23 protein-coding genes and 2 pseudogenes are annotated in these 24,369 nt (G+C 44.6%); 12 read left to right on the plus strand and 13 right to left on the minus strand.

Going from position 1 to position 24,369, the window contains the following annotated elements; all coding sequences use genetic code 11:
- Positions 1–29 precede the first annotated feature (29 nt).
- Both KHN79_RS05260 and KHN79_RS05265 read right to left on the minus strand, forming a co-directional pair.
- The gene (locus tag KHN79_RS05260; protein WP_182008151.1) at positions 30–641 is read right to left on the minus strand and encodes a LysE family transporter; all 612 of its coding nucleotides are present in this window, start codon (positions 639–641) and stop codon (positions 30–32) included.
- A 34-nt stretch (positions 642–675) separates the two neighbouring features.
- Positions 676–1,536, minus strand: coding sequence for an AraC family transcriptional regulator (locus KHN79_RS05265; protein ID WP_348542129.1), 861 nt, complete (start codon positions 1,534–1,536; stop codon positions 676–678).
- Between the two features lie 224 nt (positions 1,537–1,760).
- Here KHN79_RS05265 and KHN79_RS05270 point away from each other — a divergent pair, with 224 nt between their 5' ends.
- The 3 genes from KHN79_RS05270 to KHN79_RS05280 all read left to right on the plus strand — a co-directional run bounded on the left by KHN79_RS05270 (position 1,761) and on the right by KHN79_RS05280 (position 4,835).
- Positions 1,761–2,150 (plus strand): hypothetical protein, encoded by a 390-nt coding sequence (locus KHN79_RS05270; protein WP_182008149.1) that lies wholly within the window; start codon positions 1,761–1,763, stop codon positions 2,148–2,150.
- Positions 2,151–2,211: 61 nt separating this feature from the next.
- A complete protein-coding gene (locus KHN79_RS05275; RefSeq protein ID WP_182008148.1) occupies positions 2,212–4,320 on the plus strand; it encodes a protein-disulfide reductase DsbD domain-containing protein in 2,109 nt (702 codons plus the stop codon).
- Entirely contained in the window at positions 4,320–4,835 is a 516-nt protein-coding gene (locus tag KHN79_RS05280) for a protein disulfide oxidoreductase (protein WP_182008147.1), read from the plus strand. Before KHN79_RS05275 ends, KHN79_RS05280 begins: the two co-directional genes overlap by 1 nt.
- A gap of 62 nt (positions 4,836–4,897) precedes the next feature.
- Here KHN79_RS05280 and KHN79_RS05285 read toward each other — a convergent pair whose 3' ends face one another.
- On the minus strand, positions 4,898–5,431 hold the full coding sequence (locus KHN79_RS05285) for a hypothetical protein (RefSeq protein WP_182008146.1): 534 nt from the start codon (positions 5,429–5,431) through the stop codon (positions 4,898–4,900).
- A 479-nt stretch (positions 5,432–5,910) separates the two neighbouring features.
- On the opposite strand from KHN79_RS05285, the gene KHN79_RS05290 reads away from it, so the two are divergent.
- The 6 genes and pseudogenes from KHN79_RS05290 (at position 5,911) to KHN79_RS05310 (ending at position 8,692) form a co-directional block, all read left to right on the plus strand.
- Positions 5,911–6,543, plus strand: a complete 633-nt coding sequence (locus KHN79_RS05290) for a class I SAM-dependent methyltransferase (protein ID WP_182008145.1) — start codon at positions 5,911–5,913, stop codon at positions 6,541–6,543.
- A gap of 37 nt (positions 6,544–6,580) precedes the next feature.
- Positions 6,581–6,817, plus strand: coding sequence for a class I SAM-dependent methyltransferase (locus KHN79_RS21575; protein WP_244812605.1), 237 nt, complete (start codon positions 6,581–6,583; stop codon positions 6,815–6,817).
- A gap of 81 nt (positions 6,818–6,898) precedes the next feature.
- On the plus strand, positions 6,899–7,225 hold the full coding sequence (locus KHN79_RS21580; protein ID WP_244812607.1) for a hypothetical protein: 327 nt from the start codon (positions 6,899–6,901) through the stop codon (positions 7,223–7,225).
- A 130-nt stretch (positions 7,226–7,355) separates the two neighbouring features.
- A complete protein-coding gene (locus KHN79_RS05300; RefSeq protein ID WP_182008144.1) occupies positions 7,356–7,781 on the plus strand; it encodes a GNAT family N-acetyltransferase in 426 nt (141 codons plus the stop codon).
- Positions 7,782–7,787: 6 nt separating this feature from the next.
- Positions 7,788–7,874 (plus strand): annotated as a pseudogene (locus KHN79_RS05305) (N-acetyltransferase); the annotation flags it as partial.
- A gap of 275 nt (positions 7,875–8,149) precedes the next feature.
- Positions 8,150–8,692 (plus strand): isochorismatase family protein, encoded by a 543-nt coding sequence (locus tag KHN79_RS05310; protein WP_182008143.1) that lies wholly within the window; start codon positions 8,150–8,152, stop codon positions 8,690–8,692.
- Between the two features lie 231 nt (positions 8,693–8,923).
- Here KHN79_RS05310 and KHN79_RS05315 read toward each other — a convergent pair whose 3' ends face one another.
- The 4 genes and pseudogenes from KHN79_RS05315 to KHN79_RS05330 all read right to left on the minus strand — a co-directional run bounded on the left by KHN79_RS05315 (position 8,924) and on the right by KHN79_RS05330 (position 14,425).
- The gene (locus KHN79_RS05315; RefSeq protein ID WP_182008142.1) at positions 8,924–9,820 is read right to left on the minus strand and encodes a 1-aminocyclopropane-1-carboxylate deaminase/D-cysteine desulfhydrase; all 897 of its coding nucleotides are present in this window, start codon (positions 9,818–9,820) and stop codon (positions 8,924–8,926) included.
- 115 nt (positions 9,821–9,935) lie between these two features.
- On the minus strand, positions 9,936–11,219 hold the full coding sequence (locus tag KHN79_RS05320; protein WP_182008141.1) for a HAMP domain-containing sensor histidine kinase: 1,284 nt from the start codon (positions 11,217–11,219) through the stop codon (positions 9,936–9,938).
- A complete protein-coding gene (locus KHN79_RS05325) occupies positions 11,216–11,893 on the minus strand; it encodes a response regulator transcription factor (RefSeq protein ID WP_182008140.1) in 678 nt (225 codons plus the stop codon). The genes KHN79_RS05320 and KHN79_RS05325 overlap by 4 nt, the downstream gene beginning before the upstream one ends.
- Positions 11,894–12,095: 202 nt before the next feature.
- Positions 12,096–14,425: pseudogene (locus KHN79_RS05330) on the minus strand (YgiQ family radical SAM protein).
- A 255-nt stretch (positions 14,426–14,680) separates the two neighbouring features.
- Between KHN79_RS05330 and KHN79_RS05335 the strand changes: the two are divergent.
- Together KHN79_RS05335 and KHN79_RS05340 are read left to right on the plus strand one after the other, a co-directional pair.
- Positions 14,681–15,367 (plus strand): hypothetical protein, encoded by a 687-nt coding sequence (locus KHN79_RS05335; protein WP_182008138.1) that lies wholly within the window; start codon positions 14,681–14,683, stop codon positions 15,365–15,367.
- Positions 15,368–15,485: 118 nt separating this feature from the next.
- Entirely contained in the window at positions 15,486–15,680 is a 195-nt protein-coding gene (locus KHN79_RS05340) for a DUF4250 domain-containing protein (RefSeq protein ID WP_182008137.1), read from the plus strand.
- Between the two features lie 239 nt (positions 15,681–15,919).
- On the opposite strand, the gene metR is transcribed toward KHN79_RS05340, so the two are convergent.
- On the minus strand, positions 15,920–16,831 hold the full coding sequence (gene metR, locus KHN79_RS05345; protein ID WP_182008136.1) for an HTH-type transcriptional regulator MetR: 912 nt from the start codon (positions 16,829–16,831) through the stop codon (positions 15,920–15,922).
- Positions 16,832–17,094: 263 nt separating this feature from the next.
- Here metR and metE point away from each other — a divergent pair, with 263 nt between their 5' ends.
- Positions 17,095–19,377, plus strand: coding sequence for a 5-methyltetrahydropteroyltriglutamate--homocysteine S-methyltransferase (metE, locus tag KHN79_RS05350; protein ID WP_182008135.1), 2,283 nt, complete (start codon positions 17,095–17,097; stop codon positions 19,375–19,377).
- 138 nt (positions 19,378–19,515) lie between these two features.
- Here metE and KHN79_RS05355 read toward each other — a convergent pair whose 3' ends face one another.
- The 5 genes from KHN79_RS05355 to KHN79_RS05375 form a co-directional block, all read right to left on the minus strand.
- On the minus strand, positions 19,516–19,902 hold the full coding sequence (locus tag KHN79_RS05355; protein WP_182008134.1) for a GspS/AspS pilotin family protein: 387 nt from the start codon (positions 19,900–19,902) through the stop codon (positions 19,516–19,518).
- Between the two features lie 3 nt (positions 19,903–19,905).
- Positions 19,906–20,202 (minus strand): YciI family protein, encoded by a 297-nt coding sequence (locus KHN79_RS05360; protein ID WP_182008133.1) that lies wholly within the window; start codon positions 20,200–20,202, stop codon positions 19,906–19,908.
- Positions 20,203–20,315: 113 nt separating this feature from the next.
- On the minus strand, positions 20,316–20,711 hold the full coding sequence (gene yciA / locus KHN79_RS05365; protein ID WP_182008132.1) for an acyl-CoA thioester hydrolase YciA: 396 nt from the start codon (positions 20,709–20,711) through the stop codon (positions 20,316–20,318).
- 114 nt (positions 20,712–20,825) lie between these two features.
- Positions 20,826–21,389: a septation protein A gene (locus KHN79_RS05370; protein ID WP_182008131.1), complete on the minus strand. Its 564-nt coding sequence runs from the start codon at positions 21,387–21,389 to the stop codon at positions 20,826–20,828.
- A gap of 191 nt (positions 21,390–21,580) precedes the next feature.
- On the minus strand, positions 21,581–24,133 hold the full coding sequence (locus KHN79_RS05375; protein ID WP_182008130.1) for a hybrid sensor histidine kinase/response regulator: 2,553 nt from the start codon (positions 24,131–24,133) through the stop codon (positions 21,581–21,583).
- Positions 24,134–24,369 lie beyond the last annotated feature (236 nt).

The raw sequence follows: 24,369 nt of genomic DNA on the forward strand, positions 1-24,369 counted from the left end.
TGATTAGTGCAACGCCCTGTCTAATCAAATTATACATACTTCATTAAAGGTGTGATGACGTGCTCGTAGCCAATTGTCACTGATACATACACCAGTAACGCAGCCATCAGCAGATTAAATACCTTAAAGTAACTTGGATTAGAAATGCGTTTGCCTAGTGCCAAACCTGCTAACGAATAGCTTGAAGGGGCTCCAAAGGCGAGTACTGCGAGCACAGACGACCAGAGTAAAATCGAAATACCGGTAATACCAACGCTTGGAAACTGAATCGTTGAAATCGGCAGAGTGGCGACCAGGGCTTTCGGATTAAGTAACTGCATAAAAAGCCCGTCACGAAAACGCAGTGATTTTGAACTGGTGTCTTCTTGCTTCACAACCACGTGTGCGTTGGCAACTTTCCACGCGATGTACAAAATGTATAGGCATCCCGCCAGACTTATAAATGGCAAAATTTGAGGATTAATTACCTGTAATCCGACGTAACCTAAGAATACAAACAGTATGAACATGGCCATCGCCACACCAATGAAGAATCCAAGGTGTGAACGCGTTTTTCTGTTTAATCCACTGTGTAACCCTAACAAGTTTATAGGGCCGGGTGTGTACATTACACCTATCGCATAAGCGAAAATCTCTAACATGACTGACTCCGAATTTACCTGTCGACTCGTCACATCATCGAGTCCACTGAAGTTGAAACTGTTTTGGTGTCATGCCAAATACGCGCTTAAAGTTGCGGTTTAAGTGGCTCGCGTCAGTGAATCCAGACGCAAACGCAGCATTGGTAGCATTGCGCCCTGCAAGTAGCTCGCGGCGCGCGTAGTTAATGCGACAGTTCAAAACATATTGATGCGGAGTAATGCAGAAGTGCTCTCGAAAGGCGCGGATAAAGTGGAATTTAGACATGTTTGCTACGTTTGCAATATCATCAATTGATATATCGTCGGCAAGGTTTGCCAAAATGTAGTCTTTTGCGCGCAGCAACAGTCTGTCAGCTCGGGAACGGTGGCTTGGCCGCTCCAAACTGCCATGTAATCTTACCAGGGATTGAGCAAGCAAAAACAATCCTGCTTCGTGTTCAATCTTAGAATACTTGTTTTCCATAAGTTGCTGAGAGATACCGTAGACTTGATGACGAAGCATCGGGTCGTTAAACAAGGTGTTATTTAACCTGAGAGTCGTATTCTTACGGTGACCTAACGCCTGGAACATTGGATGCAAAGCCTCGGGATGGATATAAAGCATCACATATTCAAGGTTCTGCTCGACGCCAGAATGACCGTCGTGGATATCTTCAGGGTTAAAAAGCATGACGTTTCCCGGTTTGCTTTTGTAGAAAGCATTCCGGCAAAAGAAGTCCTGCCGACCCTGGAGTGTTAATCCTATCGAATATTCCTCATGAGCATGCTTCACATAGGTAAAATCACTCATAGTCGCACTCAGCATCGACACGCTGCTTTGTTTCGAGTTGTTTGTGTACCTGAAGTGATTTTCTGTGCCCACGCTGCGCCCTCTTGAAGCTGATCTCCTTAACATTATTCCTACGCCAATATATTCAAGCAATCAATAAAAAACTTGAACAAAATTGCTTAATTTATACCAAGCTAGTAGGGAGTTTAAAGGGGAGTAGGTGTACAGACTTTTAAGTACATCGGGATCTTGCCTAAGTTACATTGGGTTACTTTTGTGCCTAGGGTTCGGCTTGAGCTTTACCGCGACTTGAGTATGATTTTGAGGGTTTCCGTATCAGTCTACTTATTATGAACTTATTCGTATCTCGATATAACTCGTCACAAAAACAGGCGAAATGGCTAATGGCTTTGATTGGCTGGGTGCTTGCCGTGTGCCTGATACAAAATGCGGGTATTGTATCGTCATGTCCGATGAAAAGTGACTATGCCGGTTTTGCGGTAGTGGCTGACGAGAAGGGAAATGATGTAAAAGCTAAACGCATCACTAAATGCGAGCTGTCTGAGAAACTGATTCAGTTTGCTAAGCATCACCTAGAGCTGTTTATTGCCATTTTGTTTGTCGGTATTACATTCATAAAGATATCCCGACGTGGTGTTTTCACTCAGATAAAGCAATGGACTGAGCCGATCCCAGGCAAACATCGGGTCCACCTTACTTTTTGTGTGTTCCGAGAATGATAAGTGACTACTGATCCTATGGTCAGCAAACGATGACACTTGTTTTTAATCAGGAATCACTATGAACAATTTGACTAAAATGACTCACGCAGCCTCGATGTTTATCATAGCGCTGCTAATGAGTTTGTATTCTTTCAATCTCTCAGCTCAGACGACCGATACGGGCTGGATGACCAATCCTCAGCATCCGCCAGTACAGACTCGTTTCGTACTTACTGGTCTTCAAGACCTAAAAGCTAAAACCGTTACCGGCTATCTGGACGTCAAGCTATCAGAAGACTGGAAAACTTACTGGCGTTCGCCCGGAGAAGGTGGCGTTGCGCCTTCTATTGACTGGCAAAACTCACAGAATTTAAACAAAGTGGATTGGCTGTGGCCATACCCGCAAAAGTTCAGACTGCTGGGTCTTGAAACGCTGGGCTACAAGGGGGATACCTTGTTCCCGATGACGCTGCATATAGAAGACATGTCAAACCCTGTCAGTATTGATGCGGTTTTAACCTTGTCTTCCTGCACCACAATATGTGTACTGACGGATTATCCGATTCAGATGACCTTTCTGCCTTCAGACTTACGAGTGAATGAAGAGGTGATGTTTAGTTACGCACAAGCGATAAGTAACGTTCCTCAACCGTCACCATTTATTACTGTCACGCAGACAAGCTGGGATGCGAGTCAATCGAAACTGCAAGTTAAACTGACGAACTCGCAAGGGTGGCATAACCCGCAAGTGCTAGTGGATGGCGTCGAGGATGCAATTCGTGACTACAGTTTCAAGTTAGAGGGGATGTATCAGGATGGGAATGTCCTTACTGCCAGCTATAAAGTGAATACGTGGCTGGGAGAGGTAGACCTGAATGAACAGAACGTCTTTGTCAGTATTAAAGATGACAACATACTTGCAGAAGAGGTCACTCTGGCAAAAGCGGAAGCAATAGTCGGTTCATTACCCGACTTGTCTTTAGCGAGAGTGTTTTTGTTTGCTCTGTTAGGCGGTTTAATCCTTAACATCATGCCTTGTGTGTTACCGGTTTTAGGGATGAAGTTAAGCCATATTGTTGCGGTTCGTGGAGTTGAACGTCACCAAGTCCGAGCTCAGTTTATAGCCTCTTCGCTAGGGATTCTTACTTCGTTCTGGATTCTGGCGGGCTTTATTGTTGTGCTTAAAATTACCGGCAACGCCATTGGGTGGGGCATACAGTTTCAGAGTTCCTGGTTTCTTGGCCTGATGGTATTTGTAACGGGGCTCTTTGGTGCCAACATGCTTGGACTGTTTGAAGTTCGGCTATCTTCAGGAGCGAATACATGGCTCGCCTCAAAAGGGAGCAACTCTCTTGCCGGGCACTACGTCCAGGGGATGTTTGCGACTTTGCTTGCTACTCCGTGCTCTGCGCCATTTTTAGGTACTGCGGTCGCCTTTGCGCTAGGAGCTGATGTGTTAACGCTGTTTGCGATCTTTACTGCCTTGGCGTTAGGTATGGCATTGCCTTGGATACTCGTGGCTATCTTCCCGAATATCGCCCTGAAATTACCTAAACCGGGTAAGTGGATGAGTGTGGTTAAAGTTGCTTTTGGTGTGATGATGCTGGCAACGAGCATTTGGCTGCTCTCACTGCTGGCTAACCATTTGCCATTGTTCTGGGTGATATCGGTTGGTTTGTTCGCGTTCATTTTTATCATGGCACGAGTCAAAAGGGTTTACGGAGAAAAAGTACTGGCAGTTACAGGCTCAGCCTCGATTGTTTTAATCGCTGGTGGATTGCTTCTCGGGAGTGTAACGGCAAGTCAATGGGCGACGGCGCTTCCGGAAGATCTGGCATGGCAGAGATTGTCGAATGCAGCGATTGAATCTCATATCTCAAACGGACGTGTTGTCTTTGTTGATGTGACAGCCGATTGGTGCGTTACCTGTAAAGCGAACAAGATAGGGGTGATTTTGCAGGATCCTGTTTACTCGCTGTTGAAAAGCCCAACCACCGCGACAATAAAAGGCGATTGGACTCACCCTGAAAGCACGGTGACCGACTTCTTACGTCAATATGGACGTTATGGCGTACCTTTCAATATTGTTTATGGTCCTGGTGCGCCAAACGGTATTCCTCTGCCTGTCATTCTAACTGAGGATGAGGTCGTTAATGCGATCAAACAAGCGAGCGGAGGAAGCATTTGATGACTGATAAGAATGAGAGTAAGTCGCGGGGACGTTTACTTGGCCAAATTGTGCCAATCATACTTATTGTGAGCGTTATTTCCGTTGTATTGGACTGGTATCGCACAATCAATCTGCCTATAAAGGAAGCACCTCCGTTAAGGGCGTTAATGGATAACGGGCAGTATGTGGATGTGATTGAAAAAAGTCATGAAGAGCCAGTCGTTATCTACTTTTGGGCAGTATGGTGTCCTGCATGCAGTTTCGTTAGCCCGAGTGTCAATTGGCTAAGTGATTATTATACTGTAGTCGCTGTTTCCGGTTCTTCAGGAAATAATCATCGCGTTGAACAATTTATGCGTGCTAAAGATTATCAGTTTAATAATATCAATGACCCTAAAAGCAAAATTATGCAAGATTGGAAAATAAGCGTGACACCAACCATTTATGTTTTAAAAAATGGTGAAATAGATTCCGTTACCACTGGAATTTCAACACCAATGGGAATATTAGCGAGAATTTGGTTAGCGAGTTAACTCATTTGAATAAATCCGATATTCCACCTTAGCAATATCGGATTTATACCAATGTTCGTAAGTTATTTTCTGGCACCGACAGGAACCATAATATGAGCATATGGTGTACCTTTCCACATCACATAAGGACCACCATATTCTGGGTCGGTCGGTAAAGAATCGAGTAACGTTTGATCCGGGGTTATGATCATTAAGTGCGGGCCTTCGACAATCCATTGATTATCATCTGTTTTCCCTTCAGCATAAGGGTCGGTGTTACTAGCGCCACCATCACCCGCTAGCATATAAGAAATACCCAACGCTTTAGCCTGGAAAGGTTTCTTATTCATCCACGCATCAGCCCATTCCATCCAAGGACCATCCATACACATCGGAGCGGTACCCTCTAACTGAGGAGGTGTCGGAAAGCAGGTGTACTGACTACTGCCTTGCTGAAGCACGTTATTGTTCCAGTCCATCACCGTTACTTTATCGCGAATTGTCGGAGGAGCAGCACTCAGTGCATCTTCTAATAGTGCTTGTGAATCGTCTGCTGCAAATACGCCAAAGGTGCAGCTAACCGAGATTAGAGTTGTTAAATAAGGGGTTAGTTTCATAAATTGAACCTCAAGTTAATACAACATGAGAATTAGAGCAATTTAATTATAGAATGATATAAATAAAAGATGTTTTTATTTATATAAATATTAATAGGTCACTAATTTTATATGTACATTTAAATAATGTTATTATATACAGCCGCTATTGTTTGTTAAAAAATATTAAAATAGTAGTATCTTATACTCTTCATAATAAGAAGAGTCTTGCTTGCTATATATTTAATGACTGTGTCGAAATAAAATAAAAACACCAATTTGTCTATTGATGTTTAAAAGCAAACAATGCTTTAGAGGATTTCTTTCCGGAGATGCCTCGACGAACCGACCGGAAAGTGAAAAGTTGGCTGCAATCCTATTCATTTACTTTGAATATCTAATTAATTGAGTTACATCTACATTTGATATCTTGATGGGTGCTTGGTTGCGTATCGCGTGTTACAGTTCATAAAGGCGTTCGGGATATCAAGGAGGAAATCATGGACGTAGCTAAAATGTATGACGAAGTGTCGGATCGTTATCAAAAGTTGGTGAATGACAGTCATTATGTAGGTCCACGCTGGCTAACCAGTAAACTGAAAAGCGTAAGTATTGAGCAAGGTTCAGCATTGGATTTAGCGTGTGCGACTGGCTGTATCGGGAACATTGTTAAAATGCACTACCCAGATGTCATCATGCATGGTTTGGATATCTCATCCAAAATGGTCGATAAAGCAAGGAAAACAAACGTTTATCAAAGTGTTGCGGTTCATAACCTTGATGAACCATTTTCACCGCTCTTTGAGCAGACTTTTGATCTTATTACTGCACTGGGCTTCACCGAGTTCCTATCTCAACCGCAACAATTGCTGCAATGTATTGCAAGAACATTAAGTACTGACGGCCGTTGTTTCATCAGCTTCCAATATCATGATCCAGAAGGGCAAGATCTTCCCCGCAATACGTACAGCGGTACCGTGGTTCATACCGCTTATACTGAAAGCGAAGTTGAGCAATTTTGTAAGCAAGCAGGATTAGAAGTGGTGTCTTTAGAAAATGTAATTGGCTATGTCTCCGGCGTAGGTTACGTATGTCGGTATTTGATGCTGGAGCTGAAGAAAAGCATAAGCTGAAAAATGCTCAAGCTAATAGCACCTGTAAGGATTATTTTTGAAGACACAAGATTTAACGGAGTTCTCCTCGGGCATCGAATACGATGCCCAATATTCCCAGCACTATGACGAAGATATCGAATTCATAAAAAGACAAATTCAGGTCATCCATGCACATAGCTTATTAGATGTTTGTTGTGGCTCTGGCATTGTCACTATTCCAGTCTCTGAGAATCTTAAATGTACTGTTGGTATTGATATCTCCAAAGGTATGTTAGAAGACGCTGAGCGTTAGGCTATAGGAAGAGATAACTTAAGATTTTTTCATCAGGATGCGACGCAATTTTCCTTGGGAAAACAGTTCGACCTCGCGATCATGACAGGAAACGCTTTCCAGGCATTTTTAGAGGATGACATGCTGAGAGGAGTGTTGGATTCATTATCAATACATCTCAGACAAGGAGGGCGGTTTGTCTTTGATACCAGACTACCAACACCGGAGAACCTATGTATTGATGATGAAATGGCACTGTGGCAAACCTATTTATCACCTGCTTTCGGAGAGGTGAAATTCATGGGAATGTGCGCTCGTTATGATCAGGAGACTAGCATCATGTATTTGAAAAAGGAACGCCATTTAGAAGATGGAAGATGTGTCCCATCTAGCATCGATTTGAAATACCGTTCGTTGGGTGAAATATAATCGTTTCTTGAGTGTTCTGGGTTCAGAGTCATCGCAAAATATCGCTCGTGGTCGCAACAAGAGTTTGACCCTGATTCTGATTCGCTTATTTGTGTCGCTGAAAAAATTTAACCAATCAACAGGTGTCACTGTGCAGGGATTTCGTATTACAACCTCGTTAGACGAGATGGATTTAAATGTTATCTATCAATTCATTTCAAACAGTTACTGGGCGCAAGGGATTCCAAAAGAACTTCTCGAAAAAGCGCTGCGTAACTCATTATGTTTTGCTGTCTTCGATGAATCAAATCAACAAGTTGGCTTTGCCAGAGTAGTTACCGATCGGGCAACTTTCGCTTACCTCGCCGATGTGTTTATTGTCGAGGAATACAGAGGTAAGGGAGTAAGCAAATGGTTGATATCGGAGGTTGTTTCGCACAGTGAACTACAAGGGTTACGTCGTATGATGTTAGCAACCCGCGATGCTCATGGCCTGTACGAGCAGTTCGGATTCGGTCCTATCGAACCGGTAGAAAACTTCATGCAAATCTGGAAGCCGAAGGTATATCAGGGCTGAATAGTTATGAGAATAGAATCTGAACATGTGGCAATTCGCCATGTTGAAGAATCGGATGCAACTCTGTTGTTTGAAAACTATTTAGGTGATGAAAGCACATGCCGTGTTTCCTGCAATCAGTGAAGAATTACAAGATTGTGCAGATATGTGGTTTGTGAATTAAATTACTTCTACATCTTCTGCTAAATAATGCCTTGTTATTGATAGAATTATTCAGCGCTAGGTTCAAATATATCTAAGTCTGAACTTAATAGTGTGAGCAAGCCTAGCCTTTGGATGCTGTATGCTCCGTTCGTAGCGGATAATGAGCGATTATTGAGACTAAGCTGGATTCAATTTTCGGCAACTACCAAGCAGAGGAGATAAGAATGTTATCGAAAGACAACACGGGTTTGATCGTCGTTGACGTACAAGGCAAACTCGCGACATTAATGCACGAAAGTGATGTGTTAATTGAGAATATCACCAAGCTGGTAAAGGGAGCAAAAGCACTGAAACTTCCGGTACTGTGGCTGGAACAAAATCCGGAAAGACTAGGGCTGACGGCAGATCCAATACGAGAAGTGTTAGAAAAAGACCATTTACCAATCACTAAATATACCTTTGATGGCTGCAAAGAAGAGAGATTTCAGCTAGCAGTGAAAAATGCCAACGTTGATACTTGGCTAGTGTGCGGGATTGAGGCGCATATTTGTGTTTACCAAACGGCACTCTCTCTGCGTCAGTCTGGTTATAGGGTTGAGCTGGTCACCGATTGTGTTTCTTCTCGGGCAGCAGCGAATAAAGCGCTTGCTTTGGCCAAGTTAACTGCAAATGGTGTTGCTTTGACCGGATTAGAAATGTGTTTGTACGAAATGGTGGAAGACTGCCGAGCACCAGAATTTAAAGATATTCTGACGCTGATTAAGTAACCTCAGCTCGGGATAATTTAAGCCAGTCAGCACAACTCTTTTAGCGCCTAACAGCGTTAAAATCACCGTAATAGACTCGCTATTGACTTGTGATTTTTCCTTGTTATCCATCTAAAATTGCTGCACTGACTCACTGGTTTGACTAACTATATGAAAGATAAATTTATATAGACTTCCTTATCCCGAGCGAGGTTAAGTAAACCGAACTCAGGTTAAGTAACACCGCTTGGTTTAATCAAACTCTCGCTGATACCTTGGCAGCATAGACTCGTTGCCAAGTAATCCTCCCTGGTGAATATAGAGCAAAGTCTTATCCGGATTCTCCTCCAACCAAGGCGCTAAACATTGCCACATGTATGGATCATAAAGGAGATCGAATTCCAGGTCTGTTTGCTGGCAAAGGGATTTCCAGGTTTCATAATCTTCCTTATACAAGCGGCCGAAATGATGCTTATCGCGTACGGATAAAATCGTCGGATGGCTCAGCTCGTCAAGCATATTGAACTGTTCTACCAGGTAGTTTTTGTCGCCGACACATGGACAGGTCAGCACTTCAATGCCATGAGGACTTAAATGCTTATGCAGATACAATGCTGTAGTACCAGTGCCAGAAGGGAGTGCTACAGTAAACTGCTCTTTGGTGTTAAAACGTGTCCATTCCAGAATCTCCCGTGAGAGTTGTTTAACGCCTTCTTCAGCAATATGTGCGCGCCCACCTTCGGGGATAAGCAGGGTTGAACTGTCTAACCCGCGAATATCCGTAATGTACTGACTTGGGTGAAGATCGCTGCCGACGTCCCGCATTGCGGTTATTTTCATATCCAGGTCAAGAGCACCGCGATAGTTACCGATAGGTGCATTTTTCAACCATGAAGGGATGTGATGGACATAGAACTCAAATGACCAGCCTTTTATTTGTGCGAGCGCTGCCAGAGAATACATGGCATTGGACTGTGCTGACCCGTAACTGATCAGGGTTGTAATGTGTGGGTTCTGCTCCTCCAGCAACATCATGAACTTACGCGCTTTATTCCCAGAAAAGTGAGAGTGAAGAAGGTCATCACGTTTTAGATAAAACTTTTGATCATTAAAGCTGTGCTGAGTGATTGGGCTTTCTGAGAGTTTCATGTTGTTATGACGAAGTAAACCGTGTCACCCTAGTCATTAAAAAGGTGGCACAGTTTACCGCCTAAACATGCAGAACAAAAGTAGGGGGTAATAAAAGAACTTTATTTTTGTATGGTTAATTATTGCTGGTATGCTCGGTTGCTAAATTGATGATGGCTTCACACCCACCAGCAGAATGCGTATCTATTGTAAACTGCCAGCCGTAGCGCTGACATAAATCATCTACGATCATTAACCCCAGGCCATGTCCGTCCGCATCCGGGCCGGAAGAAAAACCTTCTCCTTCATCCCGCACTGACAAGCAAGAGTCGGTCATTTCTATATAAATTTTGCCTTTTGATGTCGCGGCTATACTATTGCGAATAAGATTACTCAGTACAATGTTCAGCACAGCGGTTGTCGCACTCGTAAGTGGATTTCCGGACACCTTAACTGCAAATTCAAGCGCTTTTTCATCGGCTTGTGCCTGACTAAGAGAAATGATGTGGTGTAACTCTTGATCCGATATTTTACGTTCAGGGCTATCGTCCTTGTTTCGCTCATAACGAACTAAACCAAGCAGTGCATCGACCATGGTCGACATTTGTTGTGTGGCATCCTGAATGCGGCTGATCTGTCTCTCTTGAAAGGGCGTACTGGAGTTTCTGGCCAGCAGACTACTGGACCCTTTCATGACTGTCAGTGGAGTTCGGAGTTCATGGCTGGCGTAACGCGCGAATGCTTGCTCACGTTTAATGACCTGATTGATCTCGTTTCGGTATTCATTGAGCTGAGATGCCAGCGTTTCAAACTCCTGTGCAGAACCTCGCGGTACAACAAACTTCTTGGTTGTATCACCCTGATGTTCGTCGAGCTGAGCTTTTAATGCGTTAATCGGTTCGATCAATCGCTGTGACAAGCGGCTTAATAGACTACCGAAGACAAATAACAGAACGAGAACAACCGCAAGTACCAGTCCGATAACGTAAAAGAATTCGCTCCAAGTTATTTCAATTTCGTCGATCTGTGAAATCAAGACGATAGGGCGCGCGACACCATCTTGTGTGTAAGTACTCATGTAAATCATGCGGGTGTTGGGTTCTTCGCCCACTTCACCGAGAAAATAGTGCTTATCTTGCAGGTAACGACGGTAATATTCAGGGATCAGCTCAATCTCGCTGTATGCCGTTGTCAGCAGGTCTAGCTTTACTACACTCTCCTCAGGAGACTGTTGAAAATGTTCAATAGCAACATTTTTGTCGATGATGATTCGTCGCTCTCCAACCCGATCTTCTGACCACAGCAGTGAGCCACTTACCAGAGCAAAACAGAGTAAACCTATTACAACCGAAACCATCAGGAAAAACAGCTCAAGGCGGCCGGCCATACTCTGCGTATTACCAAGCAGGCGACGGATCATGCCCCCGGCTCCAAACGGAAGCCAACTTTAGGAATGGTTATGAGCAGTTGCTCCCGGAATGGCTTATCCAGTTGGCCGCGAAGCTGATAGATATGGCTTCTTAGCACATCGTTATTTGGTTCGTTTTCTTGCCATAAACGAAAAGCGATCTCTTCCCTAGTGACGATCTCTGGTGCAGCCTGTACCAGCATCTCGAGAATCGTGTAAGTCGTAGGATTGAGAGCAAGTTGTTTGTCCTGACGAAAAGCCTTATGGGATTTTTGGTCGATAGTGACCTCACCATATTTGAGCTGACTGGACGCAACGGTACCGCGATAACGTTTAATAAGAGCGGTCATGCGGGCTTCAAGAATATCCAGGTCAAAAGGTTTGGTCAGATAGTCATCTGCACCGTGGGCAAATCCTTTTAACATGTCGTCACGGCTATCGAGTGCGGTAAGCATTAATACCGGGGTATTGTTTCCTGCATCTCGCAGTTTGTTACAAAGCGTTAAACCATCCATACGTGGCAGCATCAAATCGAGCAAAATGATGTCGAAAGAGTTATCTAACGCGAGTTTTAAGCCTAATTCACCGTTGTCCGCGTAATCAAGCTGCATCCCGGCACACTCAAAATAGTCGAACAACATTCCCGCTATTTCTCGATTATCTTCTACTAAAAGTACACGTTTCATTTATTGTTATCCGATTTCGGCAAGGTTGAAGGTTGCCCTTAACGTACATTATTCACCCGGAGCGTGAAAAAGTTGTCAATCTACAGCGAACTAAAATGTTGCTTCTTTGAAAATAAGTGACTGATTAAAAGCGTAACACGCAAAATAAAAGGGCTCCAGAATTGCTTCCGGAGCCCTTGAAAAGCTTTAGACAGTATGGAGGTTATCGACGCTTAGGCTTGCGCTGACCCGCCGGTTTACCCTGAGCCTGTGGACGACCCTGACCTTGTGGTCTAGCGCTATTTGGGCGATTGGAGTTTGAACCGTCTGAACGCTGGCCGTTATTAGCACGTTGACCTTGTCCTTTTCCGGAGCCATTACGGTTACCGGTAGGTTTACCGTCGCGATTCCCGCCTTCTGAACGTTTTTCAAGGTGCCCGCCGAAACCAGGTTGGTTCTTGGTGTGTTTAGTCGCAAAGCGGTTTGCACCGTGACGACCAGACTTGCGGCGTTGAGCGGGTGTTTGTGTATCCACATCTTCAGCCGGTACCAGGCAGGTAGACTTATCACCGATCAGATGTTTTTTACCCATGCTGATCAACGCTTCACGGATCATTGGCCAGTTCGCCGGATCATGGTATCGAAGTAGCGCTTTGTGCAGGCGACGCTGACGTTCGCCTTTAGCTACCGGAACCTCTTCACGCTGTTTGTACTTCACACGTTTAAGAGGGTTAGTCTCTGAGTAGTACATCGACGTTGCGTTACACATCGGTGATGGGTAGAAGTTCTGAACCTGATCACACTCGAAGTTGTTCTTCTTAAGCCAGAGCGCAAGATTCAGCATGTCTTCGTCTTCAGTGCCTGGGTGAGCAGAGATAAAGTAAGGGATCAGGTACTGTTTCTTACCCGCTTCTGCACTGTACTTCTCGAACATCTCTTTAAAGCGATCGTACGTACCCATGCCCGGCTTCATCATCAGATCGAGAGGACCTTTTTCAGTGTGCTCTGGTGCAATCTTCAGATAACCGCCAACGTGGTGAGTTACCAGTTCTTTCACGTATTCCGGTGATTCGATTGCAAGGTCGTAACGCACACCTGAAGCTACCATGACCTTCTTCACGCCTTCCACTTTACGTGCCGCGCGGTACAAATCGATGGTGTGTTTGTGGTCTGTATTCAGCTTGTTACAGATCCCCGGGAATACACAAGAAGGGCGACGACAGTTCGCCTCTGCTTTTGGATCTTTACATCCTAAGCGGTACATGTTCGCGGTTGGGCCTCCAAGATCGGAAATTGTGCCTGTAAAACCTGGAACTTTGTCGCGAATTTCTTCGATCTCGTTGATGATCGATTCTTGAGAACGGTTTTGAATGATGCGGCCTTCATGCTCGGTAATCGAACAGAAAGAACAACCACCAAAACAGCCGCGCATGATGTTGACCGAGGTTTTAATCATGTCATATGCAGGGATCTTCGCTTTACCGTACATCGGGTGAGGAACACGCGCATAAGGTAAATCGAAGACAAAATCCATCTCTTCAGTTGTCAATGGGATAGGAGCCTGGTTTACCCAAAGCTCGCGGTCACCGTGACGCTGAATCAATGCACGACCTGAATACGGGTTGGTCTCCAAGTGCATAACTCGACTTGCGTGCGCATACAGAATGCGGTCGTTATTCAGTTTTTCGAAATGAGGCAGGCGCACCGCTGTGGTTGCTGCATCATGACGCGAAGGACGAATAGTAATCGGCTGTGCCGCTGCTGGTTCATCTTTTTAGTCTCGCACTGCGTTTCTACCTCATAAGGGTTCTTAGGCACGAACGCCTCTTTACGAGGTTTTTCGATACGAGACGAATCAATAATGGTGTAGTTTTCTGGCTCTGCCGACAGATTAACCGCAGTACCACGGACGTTGGTCATGGTTGAAATATCTTCGCCATCCGCCAGGCGGTGCGCCACTTCAACCAGAGCACGCTCTGCGTTACCAAACAGCAGAATGTCTGCTTTAGCATCGAACAGTACAGAGCGACGTACTTTATCTGACCAGTAGTCGTAGTGCGCAACGCGTCGCAAGCTGGCTTCAATACCACCAAGTACAATAGGCACTTCTTTGTAGGCTTCACGACAACGCTGAGAGTAAACCAGTGTAGCGCGGTCAGGGCGCTTACCACCTTCATTGTTTGGCGTGTACGCGTCGTCGTGACGAAGTTTTTTATCCGCGGTGTAACGGTTGATCATGGAGTCCATGTTACCCGCAGTGATCCCGAAGAACAGATTTGGTTTGCCAAGCTGCATGAATGCATCTTTATTTTGCCACTCAGGCTGAGCAATGATACCAACGCGGAAACCTTGAGCTTCTAACAGACGACCAATGATAGCCATACCAAAGCTCGGGTGATCGACATAGGCATCCCCGGTAACAATGATAATGTCACAGCTATCCCATCCTAGGGCATCCATCTCTTTGCGGCTGGTCGGCAAGAAGGGTGCCGTACCAAAACACTCGGCCCAGTATTTTTTGTACTCATGAATAGGAGTGATGTTGTTGGTCATATTTTGCTCTCTGTTCCAGGGAGCGCGAATTATAGCGATTTGATGATCAGGTATCTATACCAAACTTGTCTATTCAAGCTTAGTTCATCGAGATTTATTTGGATCGCTGAACGTTGAGTAAAACATTGATGATTTTTTATCTCATATCACCTTGAAAGGCTTATGGTTATTAAGGTTTCGACGAGCCTATGGTGGTTTGGTGATGGGTGATTTGCTATTATCGCCATCCCAAACGACTTAGAGCTTGCACTCAACATGATTCAACAATTGCTGGTTACCTTTCCACCTATGTTATTTGGCGCGCAGGCGCTGCTGACTTTACTGTTAATCAAGGGCGATATCTGTCCTGGGCAGCGGGGTCGTCTTCATAAAATGTTACCTGCTATCGGTGTAATGTGGCTGGCAGTCGCATCACTTCGTATTGAAGCCTTTATGGTCGTGTTTGCCATTTTCTATTTCTACTCTCAGGTTCAGACTAAGAAAACGCGTGAGAAAGGACCACTTTGGGTACTGCACTTAGCCAATGGCCTGGCATTCGCCTATGTTGTTATCCAAATTTTTGAACAGCCTAACTGGCCGGCAGCCGCTGCTATGGCACTCATGATTTTTTTCTTAGGGGCGTCTTTTTCTCAGTTGCTACTTACGATTGCACGCAGCCGATTGCAAGCTTTTCACCGGATTTTACCTGTGACAGGCATTATCTCCGGGATGCTATTAGTGATCGCAACGCTGTTTTCGTCATACCAGCTTGATGAAGTGGCTTTAAGGGCGGCAACTCAGCCGATACTGATAGCCTTAGTTATGTTGGTCTCTTCGATTGTCGCTTGGTGCTGGCATATCTTTACTCATAAAGCACCGACAAAACTGCAGCTGACCATTGCTTTTCTGCTCGCTCTTGCTTCCATGACCAGCCTACAAAGTCTGTTTACGCTGACAGCCTAACATCTCGAAGTGGGTTCATGATTTCCAATGGACTCACTGTAAAATCGCGAAATTAAGTCTACCCTGTATATATAACCGAGCATCTGAGGTTATAGGTGTAATAAAAAGGAGTGTCGCGATGGATTTAAGCAACGTAGGTAATCTGGATAGCACTATTCTGTTAGGCATCGTCAACGAAAAACTACGCTTAGAGTGTGACAGTTTTGATGAGCTGGTGTCGACATACGAAATGGATACAGAGTCGGTAGTAGGTAAGTTGGATATGCTTGGCTACCAGTACGACCCTCTCACAAATCAGTTCAAAGCGTACTAATAATAACCTCAGCCCAGGATAATTTAAGCCAGTCAGCACAGCTCTTTTAGCGCCTAACAGCGTTAAAATCACCGCAATAGACTCGCTATTGACTTATGATTTTGCCTTGTTATCCATCTAAAATAGCAGCGCTGACTCACAAGCTTAATTAATTGTGTGAAACTTCGAGTTCTTTGGACTTTCTTATCCCGAGCTGAGGTTAATAAAGTTTGTACGCTGCGTTTCATTTATCATCAAATTTAAGCCATCTTGATTCCTTCAAGGTGGCTTTTGCATTGCTGCTTAGCGGTGGCAAAGAAAGCTTGTAAATAACGTTTATCCTTCTCAGAGTTACGAACCGCAGCAAACAGACGACGCCATAAGCCGTTGCCAAACGGTTTACTAGTAATCAGCCCTTGGCGTGAGAACTCCGAAATTGCCCAGTTTGGCAGTGCTGCCACACCTAATCCTGCGGATACCATTTGTACCAGCATTAACGTATTGTCTGCCTGTTTCCACTTTGCAGGCTCCACTCCTGCAGGTTGTAAGAAATGTTTCACCACGTCCAGACGTTGTTTTTGCACCGGATAAGAAAGCATGGTCTGGTCAGCCAGATCGTTTGGCTCAATAAGCGCTTTATCAGCCAGAGGATGAGTTGTAGCAGTGATCAGGCGCATTTCAAAATCAAACAATGGCTCGTAATGCACTTCTGAGCGTGGCTGAATATCGGAAGTAATGACGAGATCCAGTTCTCCGGCGAGCAGGGCGGGTAACGGTTCGAAGCCGAAGCCGGATGAAAAGTCCAGTGTCACACTTGGCCATGCGAGCTGATACTCTTTAATGGCCGGCATCAGCCACTGGAAGCAGGAGTGACACTCGATAGCCATGTGTAATCGGCCATTGACGTCTTCCTTCAGACTTGCCAGTTCATTCTCCGCCTTTGCCAGTTTGGGCAAGATATCTTCTGCCAGACGCAACAGAATCTCTCCTTCCGACGTGAACTTGACCGGACGGGTTTTTCTGAGGAATAGCTGCCCGCCAATACGAGATTCGAGATCTTTGATTTGGTGTGAGAGCGCCGATTGCGTTAAGTGCAACGCGGTAGCCGTTGCTGTCAATGAGCCAGTGTCTCTAAGCGAGGTGATGGTACGCAAATGTTTTAGCTCTATCATGAATCTCTTTCATCCTTTAATGCTCACCATGAACTTTACTTAACTTAACTCTAAATTGTGGATATGTAAACGTCTAGACGTCCACTATTTAAGATCTAGGATTATTTCGCCTTCCCCCCTTCATTATGAATTTTTTTAATAAACAAGTTGAATATTTGAACCTTGCTCAATTTTGTACAGAGAGAGATAGTTTAGCCATCCAGACATCTTAATGATTTGTTTTAGATGTTCTGACCCAAACAAACTGAATAAGGAACAGGGAAATGGCAACAATAACTCACATACTTGGCTATCCGCGCATCGGGGAAAAGCGTGAACTGAAATTTGCATTAGAAAAATACTGGCGCGGTGAGATTGATCAGGCTCAGCTGAAACAAGTTGGATCGGACTTACGAGCGAAGAACTGGCAAGTCCAGTCTGATGCGGGTCTTGGCTTTGCAACTGCTGGCGACTTTGCCTGGTACGATCACGTCCTTACAACAACGCTGCTGTTGGGGCATGTACCCAAGCGACATGATACTGGTTTCCCTGACTTGGACACGTTATTTAAAGTGGGGCGCGGTCAGTCTCAGGCTGGTTGTGGCTGCTCTGGTTCTGCGGCTTCTGATATGACGAAGTGGTTCAATACTAACTATCACTATATCGTTCCGGAATTCAGTAAAAGTGATACGTTTGAAGTGAGCTGGCCTCAGCTGTTTGAAGAAGTGAACGAGGCGTTGAAAGCAGGGCACAAGGTGAAGCCCGTTCTGTTAGGTCCACTCAGCTACCTATACTTGGGTAAAGAGGTTGAAGAGGGCTTTGATCGACTCACATTACTACCAAGATTGCTCACGGCGTATCAGGCTATTTTAGCTAAGCTGGCCAGTCAGGGCGTTGAATGGGTGCAAATCGATGAGCCGATTCTTTCGCTTGAGCTGGAAAGTGAATGGGCAGACGCGTTTAAACTCGCTTACCAGGTGATCCGAAGTGACGTTAAAGTTCTGCTGACCACTTATTTCGACTCAGTCACGGACACGTTAAACAAAATAGTTCAGTTACCGGTTGACGGTTTACATGTGGATTTATCAGCGGCTCCTGAGCAGTTAGATGAGGTGGTAGCTAAGTTACCACAAGGCTGGGTTCTTTCTGCTGGTGTTGTAAACGGGCGTAATGTTTGGCGCTCTGATTTAAGCGCACAGCTAGAACGATTGCAGCCTGTCAAAGAGCAGTTAGGTGATAAGCTTTGGGTTGCGAGTTCATGTTCTTTACTGCACAGCCCAGTAGATCTTGATCTTGAAACAACGCTTAACGAAGAAGTGAGAAGCTGGTTTGCCTTTGCTAAGCAGAAAGTGACAGAAATTGCGCTATTGGGTAAAGCTTTAGATGGCGACCAAAATGCTATTCTGGCGTGTGATACTTACAGCCAACCAATTAAAGCGCGCAAAACAGCGACTCATGTTAATAAGCCTCAGGTGCAGGCGCGTATCAAGGGGATCACTGTGTCCCTTACACAGCGCAATGCGGCCTATGCAGAGCGTGCGGCTCATCAGGCAGAAGTGTTAGGGTTGCCTCTGTTACCAACCACAACCATTGGTTCATTCCCTCAGACTGGCGAGATCCGTGTTCAGCGAAGTGCCTACCGTTCAGGTCAGCTTTCTGAGTCTGATTATATTCAGGCGCTGAAAGGGCATATCGAAGATGCGGTGAAACGACAGGAAGCACTCGACTTAGATGTATTGGTACATGGCGAGGCAGAGCGAAATGACATGGTGGAATACTTCGCTGAGAATCTTGCCGGTTTCCAGACGACCAAATTTGGTTGGGTACAGAGCTATGGTTCACGTTGTGTGAAACCAGCAATTGTGGTCGCGGATATCGAACGTGAAAAACCAATCACGGTTGAGTGGTCGACGTACGCCCAGTCTCTGACAAGTAAACAAATGAAAGGGATGCTGACAGGGCCGGTGACTATTTTATGTTGGACCTTCCCACGTGAAGACATTACCCAGAAGGAAATCGCACAACAATTGGCACTCGCACTTCGTGATGAGGTGTCGGATTTACAAGAAGCTGGTATCAACATTATTCAGATTGACGAGCCTGCGATACGTGAAGGCTTACCACTTAAACAGCGTGACCACAAAGCGTATTTAGACTGGGCGGTGAATGCATTCAAGATTTCGGCAGCAAGTGCAAAACCAGAAACTCAAATTCACACTCACATGTGTTACAGCGAGTTCAATGAAATCATCGATTCTGTTGCTGCACTGGATGCGGACGTGATTACGATAGAAACATCACGTTCGAATATGGAATTGCTCAAGGCGTTTGAAGAGTTTAATTACCCGAATGCAATAGGCCCTGGTGTGTACGATATTCACTCGCCAAACATACCGTCGGAAGAGTGGATTGAAGGTTTAATTAAGAAAGCGGCGCAAAAGATTCCGGTGCAGCGTTTATGGGTAAACCCGGATTGCGGATTGAAAACGCGCAACTGGGCAGAGACAGAAGCTGCATTAGCAAACTTAGTCTCCGCAGCGAAAAAGCTGCGTGCCGAACTGGAATAAATTGAATAACAGGTAAATAAAAAGCAGGGATTGAATCCCTGCTTTTTGCATCTTGGTTGTTTAGTTTTACTTAACCGGAGTTCGTGCTATATCGACTGACGATTATTAATGAGCGACTATGTTTAGAAGCTACTGTGCTTACTGGTTACAGGTTTGCTCAGAAATAAGTTCGTCTGCTACAAGCTGGCCGCGAGAGTTGCGAACCATAATGCGATACAGCAAACCCACCTCGAGCTGTTGTCGGATATCCGGCGTGTGGCAGTAGGTGTAGATGCTGGAACCAATCACCTGCTTTACCGGTTTTGCACCTAGAGCACCCTCGTTATAAATCATCATCATTTCTATAACATTTTTGTTAGAAGAAACTCGCATGATTTGCAGTGGTCCTTGCTCTAATGGTAACCCGGCAGAAAGCATGCCTGCGCGGTTAGATGCCATTAGTTCTAGCTCACGTTGTTTGTCACCGCTGGACGAACAACCCGCCAGAGCTCCGATTGCCAGGAAAAAACACAGTAATTTTTTCATAGATTAAAACACTTTTTTGAACGGTTTTACGATCACATTTTCGTAAACGCCGGCAGATACATAAGGGTCTTGCTCTGCCCACGCTTTCGCATCTTCCAAAGAATCAAACTCTGCTATGACAGTGGAGCCGGTAAATCCCGCTTCTCCCGGGTTATCAGAATCAATTGCTGGCATTGGACCTGCCGTCAAAAGGCGACCTTCGTCCTGAAGTTTTTGCAGGCGCTCAAGGTGTTGAGGGCGAACGCTCATGCGCTTTTCTAGTGAGTTCTCGATATCCTGAGAAAAGATGACGTACCACATAGCATAGTTCCTTAATTGGTCGGTTGATGTTCTCATTTAACGACTTTTTTGAGTCTCTCACAAGCTAACAGTCGGAATTGTGAGATTTTTCCTGCAATTAGAACACAAAGAAGCTATTTCGAAACCGGGCGAGGCTTACCTTCACTGTCGATTGCGACATAGTTAAAGGTAGCGTCACATACCATAAAGCGATCTTCGACGCCGTCTACTTTTACTGGTTTAACCCATACTTCCAGATCAACACTCATTGAGGTGCGGCCAATCTTGCTGCAAACGCCATAGCAACAGACAACATCACCAACGCTCACCGGTTTTTTAAAAGTAATACTGGACACAGATACGGTTACTACACGACCTGAGGAGATTTCTTTTGCGAGAATTGCGCCAGCTAAATCAAGCTGAGACATTATCCAGCCACCAAAGATGTCGCCGTTAGCGTTAGTGTCTGCAGGCATGGCGAGGGTACGAAGAAGAAGTTGGCCTTTTGGAGAGTTAAATTCTTGGCTCATTGTGACATCCTAAATCAGCAACTCTTAAAGAAGAGCAAAAATCAGTTGCAAATAATAACAAAACAGCGACCCGAAGGTCGCTGTTAATAATAGGATTATAACAAAGCTGAGATGTTATTCATCTACTGACACATCGGATGAGTTATTTTTCTCTTCTTTAGGTATGTATTTATATATGTAGAAACCTGTCGCGATCATAAAGGCGAACGTCGCAATTAACAGGCCAAATACTTTAAAGTTCACCCACACATCCAGTGGCAACTCGTACGCGACATAAATGTTTAACCCGGCGCAGAAGGAGAAAAAACCTACCCAAGCCCAGTTAATTTTTGTCCAGACATGCTCTGGAAGAGAAATCTCTTTACCCAACATACCTTTAATTGCGGATTTACCCATCGCATGGCTCACTGCAAGGCCGATAGCGAACACCATATACACGATAGTCACTTTCCATTTTATGAAGTTGTCATCATGGAGGAATATTGTCATGCCGCCGAATACCGCAACCATCAAGAATGTGATTAACTGCATTTTTTCCACTTTTTTGTAAAGCGCAAATGTCAGCACAATCTGAATGGCTGTCGCGACGATAAGTGCCCCGGTCGCAACATAAATGTCGTACATCTTGTACAGGGCAAAGAAGACAATGAGTGGAATAAAATCAAGAATTTGCTTCATGACGCAGAATATTACCTGGTTGTTGAGTTGCAGACAGTCTAGCGGAATCTCACACAATGTGAATACTTCGAGACAATTGGATACAAAAATTGCCGCTAAAACAGTGTAAATCTGTTGTGACCTTAGTTGAATTTTAGGCGATAAATCAACGCTTGGGTATGTGTGTTTTTTATCCTTTCCTAGCCGGAGCGTTAATTAGCGCCAACTTGCAATGACTCTGACGGTGCGCGGTTGTCTTGATAAAGCCAATTATCCAGGGCGTTACTTAGGGCCGCTAAGTTGGTCGGTTTGTGTAAGCGGTCATCCATCAGTGTCGATATTTGTTTTAACTCTTTGCTTCCTGACTCTCCTGAAAAAGCGATGATTATAGTATCGGGCGCGATTTGCCTGATGCGACGGCTCGCTTCGAAACCGTTCATCACCGGCATCTGTATATCCATTAAGATCAAATCTATTTCGTGTGATTTAACAATCTCAATGGCGGCTGCGCCATTTTTTGCCTGTAAGCTATTGACGCCAAGCTTCTTGAGGTACAGTTCAACTAATGTACGCTGTGCTTCTTTATCATCAACGACAAGCACTGTGGGTGTGTCTACCTTCAATACCTCATGACGAGCATGCATTCTTGATATATCAACTTGCGGGGTATGCCACGCCTCATCCTCAGATCTTAACGATTCCACTGTCGGCGCATTAGTAACAACAGGAAAGTAAAGATAAAATTCAGAGAACTCTCCCTTAACCGATTGGCACTCAATTTGACCGCCGAATGAACGCATTACGCGTTGGCAGTAGCTCAGACCTAAGCCAGTACCACCACTTTTCTGATAGGAAAAGAAGTCATCGAAGATCTTATTTAGGATATTAGTGTCTATACCGGGGCCGGTATCTCGGAAGATCAAACAGTTTTCGTAGGTTCCGGTTTTAGAGGTGATCTCAATGCGACTGGAAGGGTATGAATCAAAGTAGTAAACCGCATTGCGAATCAGATTGAAAATGACAAAGCTAAATAGCGTCTCATTGAGATTAGCTACAAAATCCTGCTGCTGAGGGAGTTTGATCCTTTCTATTATCTTTTCGTTTTCGAAACCATAACGATTAACCGCATGAGTAACTGCGCTGTGCACAGAAGTCATTGCAAGAGGCTCTTGAGCTGGGGACGTATCACTGACTTCTCTCAATATGATATCGATTAGTTGACGCCCTCTTTGAACTGCGGCTTGTCCTTTATTTAAGTCTCGTTTGAGGGTCTCTAGCGATGCTCCCGAATCAATATGCTGGGCAAGCTCTTCAAACAGTAACTGTACCTGAGTTAAGGGGTTACGCATTTCATGAGCGATTGAGTGGGCAAGGGCTCGACGTTGGCTAATTTTTCTGTCTGCCTCAACTGTGCTTTGTACCAGGGTCATTAGTTTTTGTAAGGCTGAAATTTCTTCGTTTGAGAACAGTTGATTGTCTTTCTTATGTGAGGAAATAAGTAGCTCTGAGACATCTTTGCTCTGACCAAACAGGGGGATCACCAATGCCGTCTCATTAGAGCACATTTGTCGATAGAGCTCTCTCAATGAGCTGATACTTTCGGAGGCATAGTTGAGATCTTCAGACAGCTCATCTACCAGAAGAACGGTTTCGTTTGAATGCAGGTAGTCTTCGTAAAGGCACTCAGAATTATTACTGCTTACCAGCTGTAACTGATTCTTGGGAATCTTGAGCAATGTAGCCAGCTTATTCATCGCGTCATCGATTGAAGTCTTAAATTCATTCTCCAAGGCAAGAATCTGCTGTACCGGAGTGTACTTATGAAAGTAAATACAGTAGCTAACCAAATGACTGACACGTCGAAACACCCATAGCCACGTGACTCCCACCAGCAGACAAACTGGCATAGCAACAGTCCATTGATTACTACTTGAAACAGGGATCAATAGTGCCCCGAGTGGTACAACATATATGGCGCAGGTAGTGAGAGCTGTAAGTGTTAAATAGATAAGGTATCTCAGGCTATAGAAGCGAGAAGTCAGCAAAGCGTAACCGACAAAAAACATTTCACTTACGGAGAGTGCTGGTGGTAGCCAGGTTAATGAAAAGTCATTAAAGAAGTACGTTAACCCCAAATGAACGGCGGTAGTTGAAAACATGAATACCAGGATCCCGGCAATCATATAGTTGTTCTTCGCCAAAGCGAGCTTACTGCAATTGGCCCGCATACGAAAAAGATTGATAAGGGTTAATACAATCAGAATTAATGCAGCACTAAAGAAGTAAACGGTATGCGAACCAAACTTAATGACAAATTCACTCGGTGCGCTGATAACGACATTTGCAACTGTAAGCCCCCAGCGTAAGTTAATAAATAGGGAATATACAGATAGCAGGATAAATATCAGATTCTGCCATCTTTCCACCGGGATTTTGTTTTGTTCCGCGAGCAGCTGACATGAAAAGTAGTAAGCAAAGGCGAAGGAGAAGAAAGAAGCGAGGTTCGCTAACCTGGCCATCAATACGGCATTGTCTGAGCCAAGAATCATTAGTAGATCGGTATGGAAATAGGCATTACTGCCAATCCAGATGATGATACATGAAGTGTAAGCGATGTAGGGTGCATGGTGCGTGCCCCAAACTCTCTCTTTCCTGTCTTTCAGGCGATGGCAATAGTACAGCAGCCACATCAGAACGGTGGCTAGAGTGATATATAATGTAATTGCTTTCGGGTAAAGCAGGCCTGCTATACCAACATCAAACATTCTGTTTCACCAGTAAATTAAAGTCTAACTTGTAGAGCATGGTGTTTCTCTTTGAGTTTGAGAAATAAGAAAAAAGTTTGAGATTTTATGCCCCGCATATTGGCAATTCTACCGACGCAGCTAACGACTCTATAGCTAAGAAAAACTAAACACGGCAGCAGGTGGTTATTAATTATATGACGAATCTAATCATATGCAACTATTTGATTTTTTTGAATATACCGTTCTGTAATGGA

The organism is Vibrio sp. B1FLJ16 (assembly GCF_905175385.1).
In the GTDB taxonomy this organism is placed as follows: domain Bacteria; phylum Pseudomonadota; class Gammaproteobacteria; order Enterobacterales; family Vibrionaceae; genus Vibrio.

What these genes read in the sequence shown, in the direction of transcription:
- KHN79_RS05265 (WP_348542129.1), bottom strand. Translation starts at nt 1,536, where the DNA reads ATGTTAAGGAGATCAGCTTCAAGAGGGCGCAGCGTGGGCACAGAAAAT.
- KHN79_RS05275 (WP_182008148.1), top strand. Translation starts at nt 2,212, where the DNA reads ATGAACAATTTGACTAAAATGACTCACGCAGCCTCGATGTTTATCATA.
- metR (WP_182008136.1), bottom strand. Translation starts at nt 16,831, where the DNA reads ATGATAGAGCTAAAACATTTGCGTACCATCACCTCGCTTAGAGACACT.
- KHN79_RS05375 (WP_182008130.1), bottom strand. Translation starts at nt 24,133, where the DNA reads ATGTTTGATGTTGGTATAGCAGGCCTGCTTTACCCGAAAGCAATTACA.
- KHN79_RS05280 (WP_182008147.1), top strand. Translation starts at nt 4,320, where the DNA reads ATGACTGATAAGAATGAGAGTAAGTCGCGGGGACGTTTACTTGGCCAA.
- KHN79_RS05370 (WP_182008131.1), bottom strand. Translation starts at nt 21,389, where the DNA reads ATGAAGCAAATTCTTGATTTTATTCCACTCATTGTCTTCTTTGCCCTG.
- KHN79_RS05340 (WP_182008137.1), top strand. Translation starts at nt 15,486, where the DNA reads ATGGATTTAAGCAACGTAGGTAATCTGGATAGCACTATTCTGTTAGGC.
- KHN79_RS05260 (WP_182008151.1), bottom strand. Translation starts at nt 641, where the DNA reads ATGTTAGAGATTTTCGCTTATGCGATAGGTGTAATGTACACACCCGGC.
- KHN79_RS05335 (WP_182008138.1), top strand. Translation starts at nt 14,681, where the DNA reads ATGATTCAACAATTGCTGGTTACCTTTCCACCTATGTTATTTGGCGCG.
- KHN79_RS05310 (WP_182008143.1), top strand. Translation starts at nt 8,150, where the DNA reads ATGTTATCGAAAGACAACACGGGTTTGATCGTCGTTGACGTACAAGGC.
- metE (WP_182008135.1), top strand. Translation starts at nt 17,095, where the DNA reads ATGGCAACAATAACTCACATACTTGGCTATCCGCGCATCGGGGAAAAG.
- yciA (WP_182008132.1), bottom strand. Translation starts at nt 20,711, where the DNA reads ATGAGCCAAGAATTTAACTCTCCAAAAGGCCAACTTCTTCTTCGTACC.
- KHN79_RS05320 (WP_182008141.1), bottom strand. Translation starts at nt 11,219, where the DNA reads ATGATCCGTCGCCTGCTTGGTAATACGCAGAGTATGGCCGGCCGCCTT.
- KHN79_RS21580 (WP_244812607.1), top strand. Translation starts at nt 6,899, where the DNA reads ATGACAGGAAACGCTTTCCAGGCATTTTTAGAGGATGACATGCTGAGA.
- KHN79_RS05285 (WP_182008146.1), bottom strand. Translation starts at nt 5,431, where the DNA reads ATGAAACTAACCCCTTATTTAACAACTCTAATCTCGGTTAGCTGCACC.
- KHN79_RS05290 (WP_182008145.1), top strand. Translation starts at nt 5,911, where the DNA reads ATGGACGTAGCTAAAATGTATGACGAAGTGTCGGATCGTTATCAAAAG.
- KHN79_RS05270 (WP_182008149.1), top strand. Translation starts at nt 1,761, where the DNA reads ATGAACTTATTCGTATCTCGATATAACTCGTCACAAAAACAGGCGAAA.
- KHN79_RS05315 (WP_182008142.1), bottom strand. Translation starts at nt 9,820, where the DNA reads ATGAAACTCTCAGAAAGCCCAATCACTCAGCACAGCTTTAATGATCAA.
- KHN79_RS05360 (WP_182008133.1), bottom strand. Translation starts at nt 20,202, where the DNA reads ATGTGGTACGTCATCTTTTCTCAGGATATCGAGAACTCACTAGAAAAG.
- KHN79_RS05325 (WP_182008140.1), bottom strand. Translation starts at nt 11,893, where the DNA reads ATGAAACGTGTACTTTTAGTAGAAGATAATCGAGAAATAGCGGGAATG.
- KHN79_RS05355 (WP_182008134.1), bottom strand. Translation starts at nt 19,902, where the DNA reads ATGAAAAAATTACTGTGTTTTTTCCTGGCAATCGGAGCTCTGGCGGGT.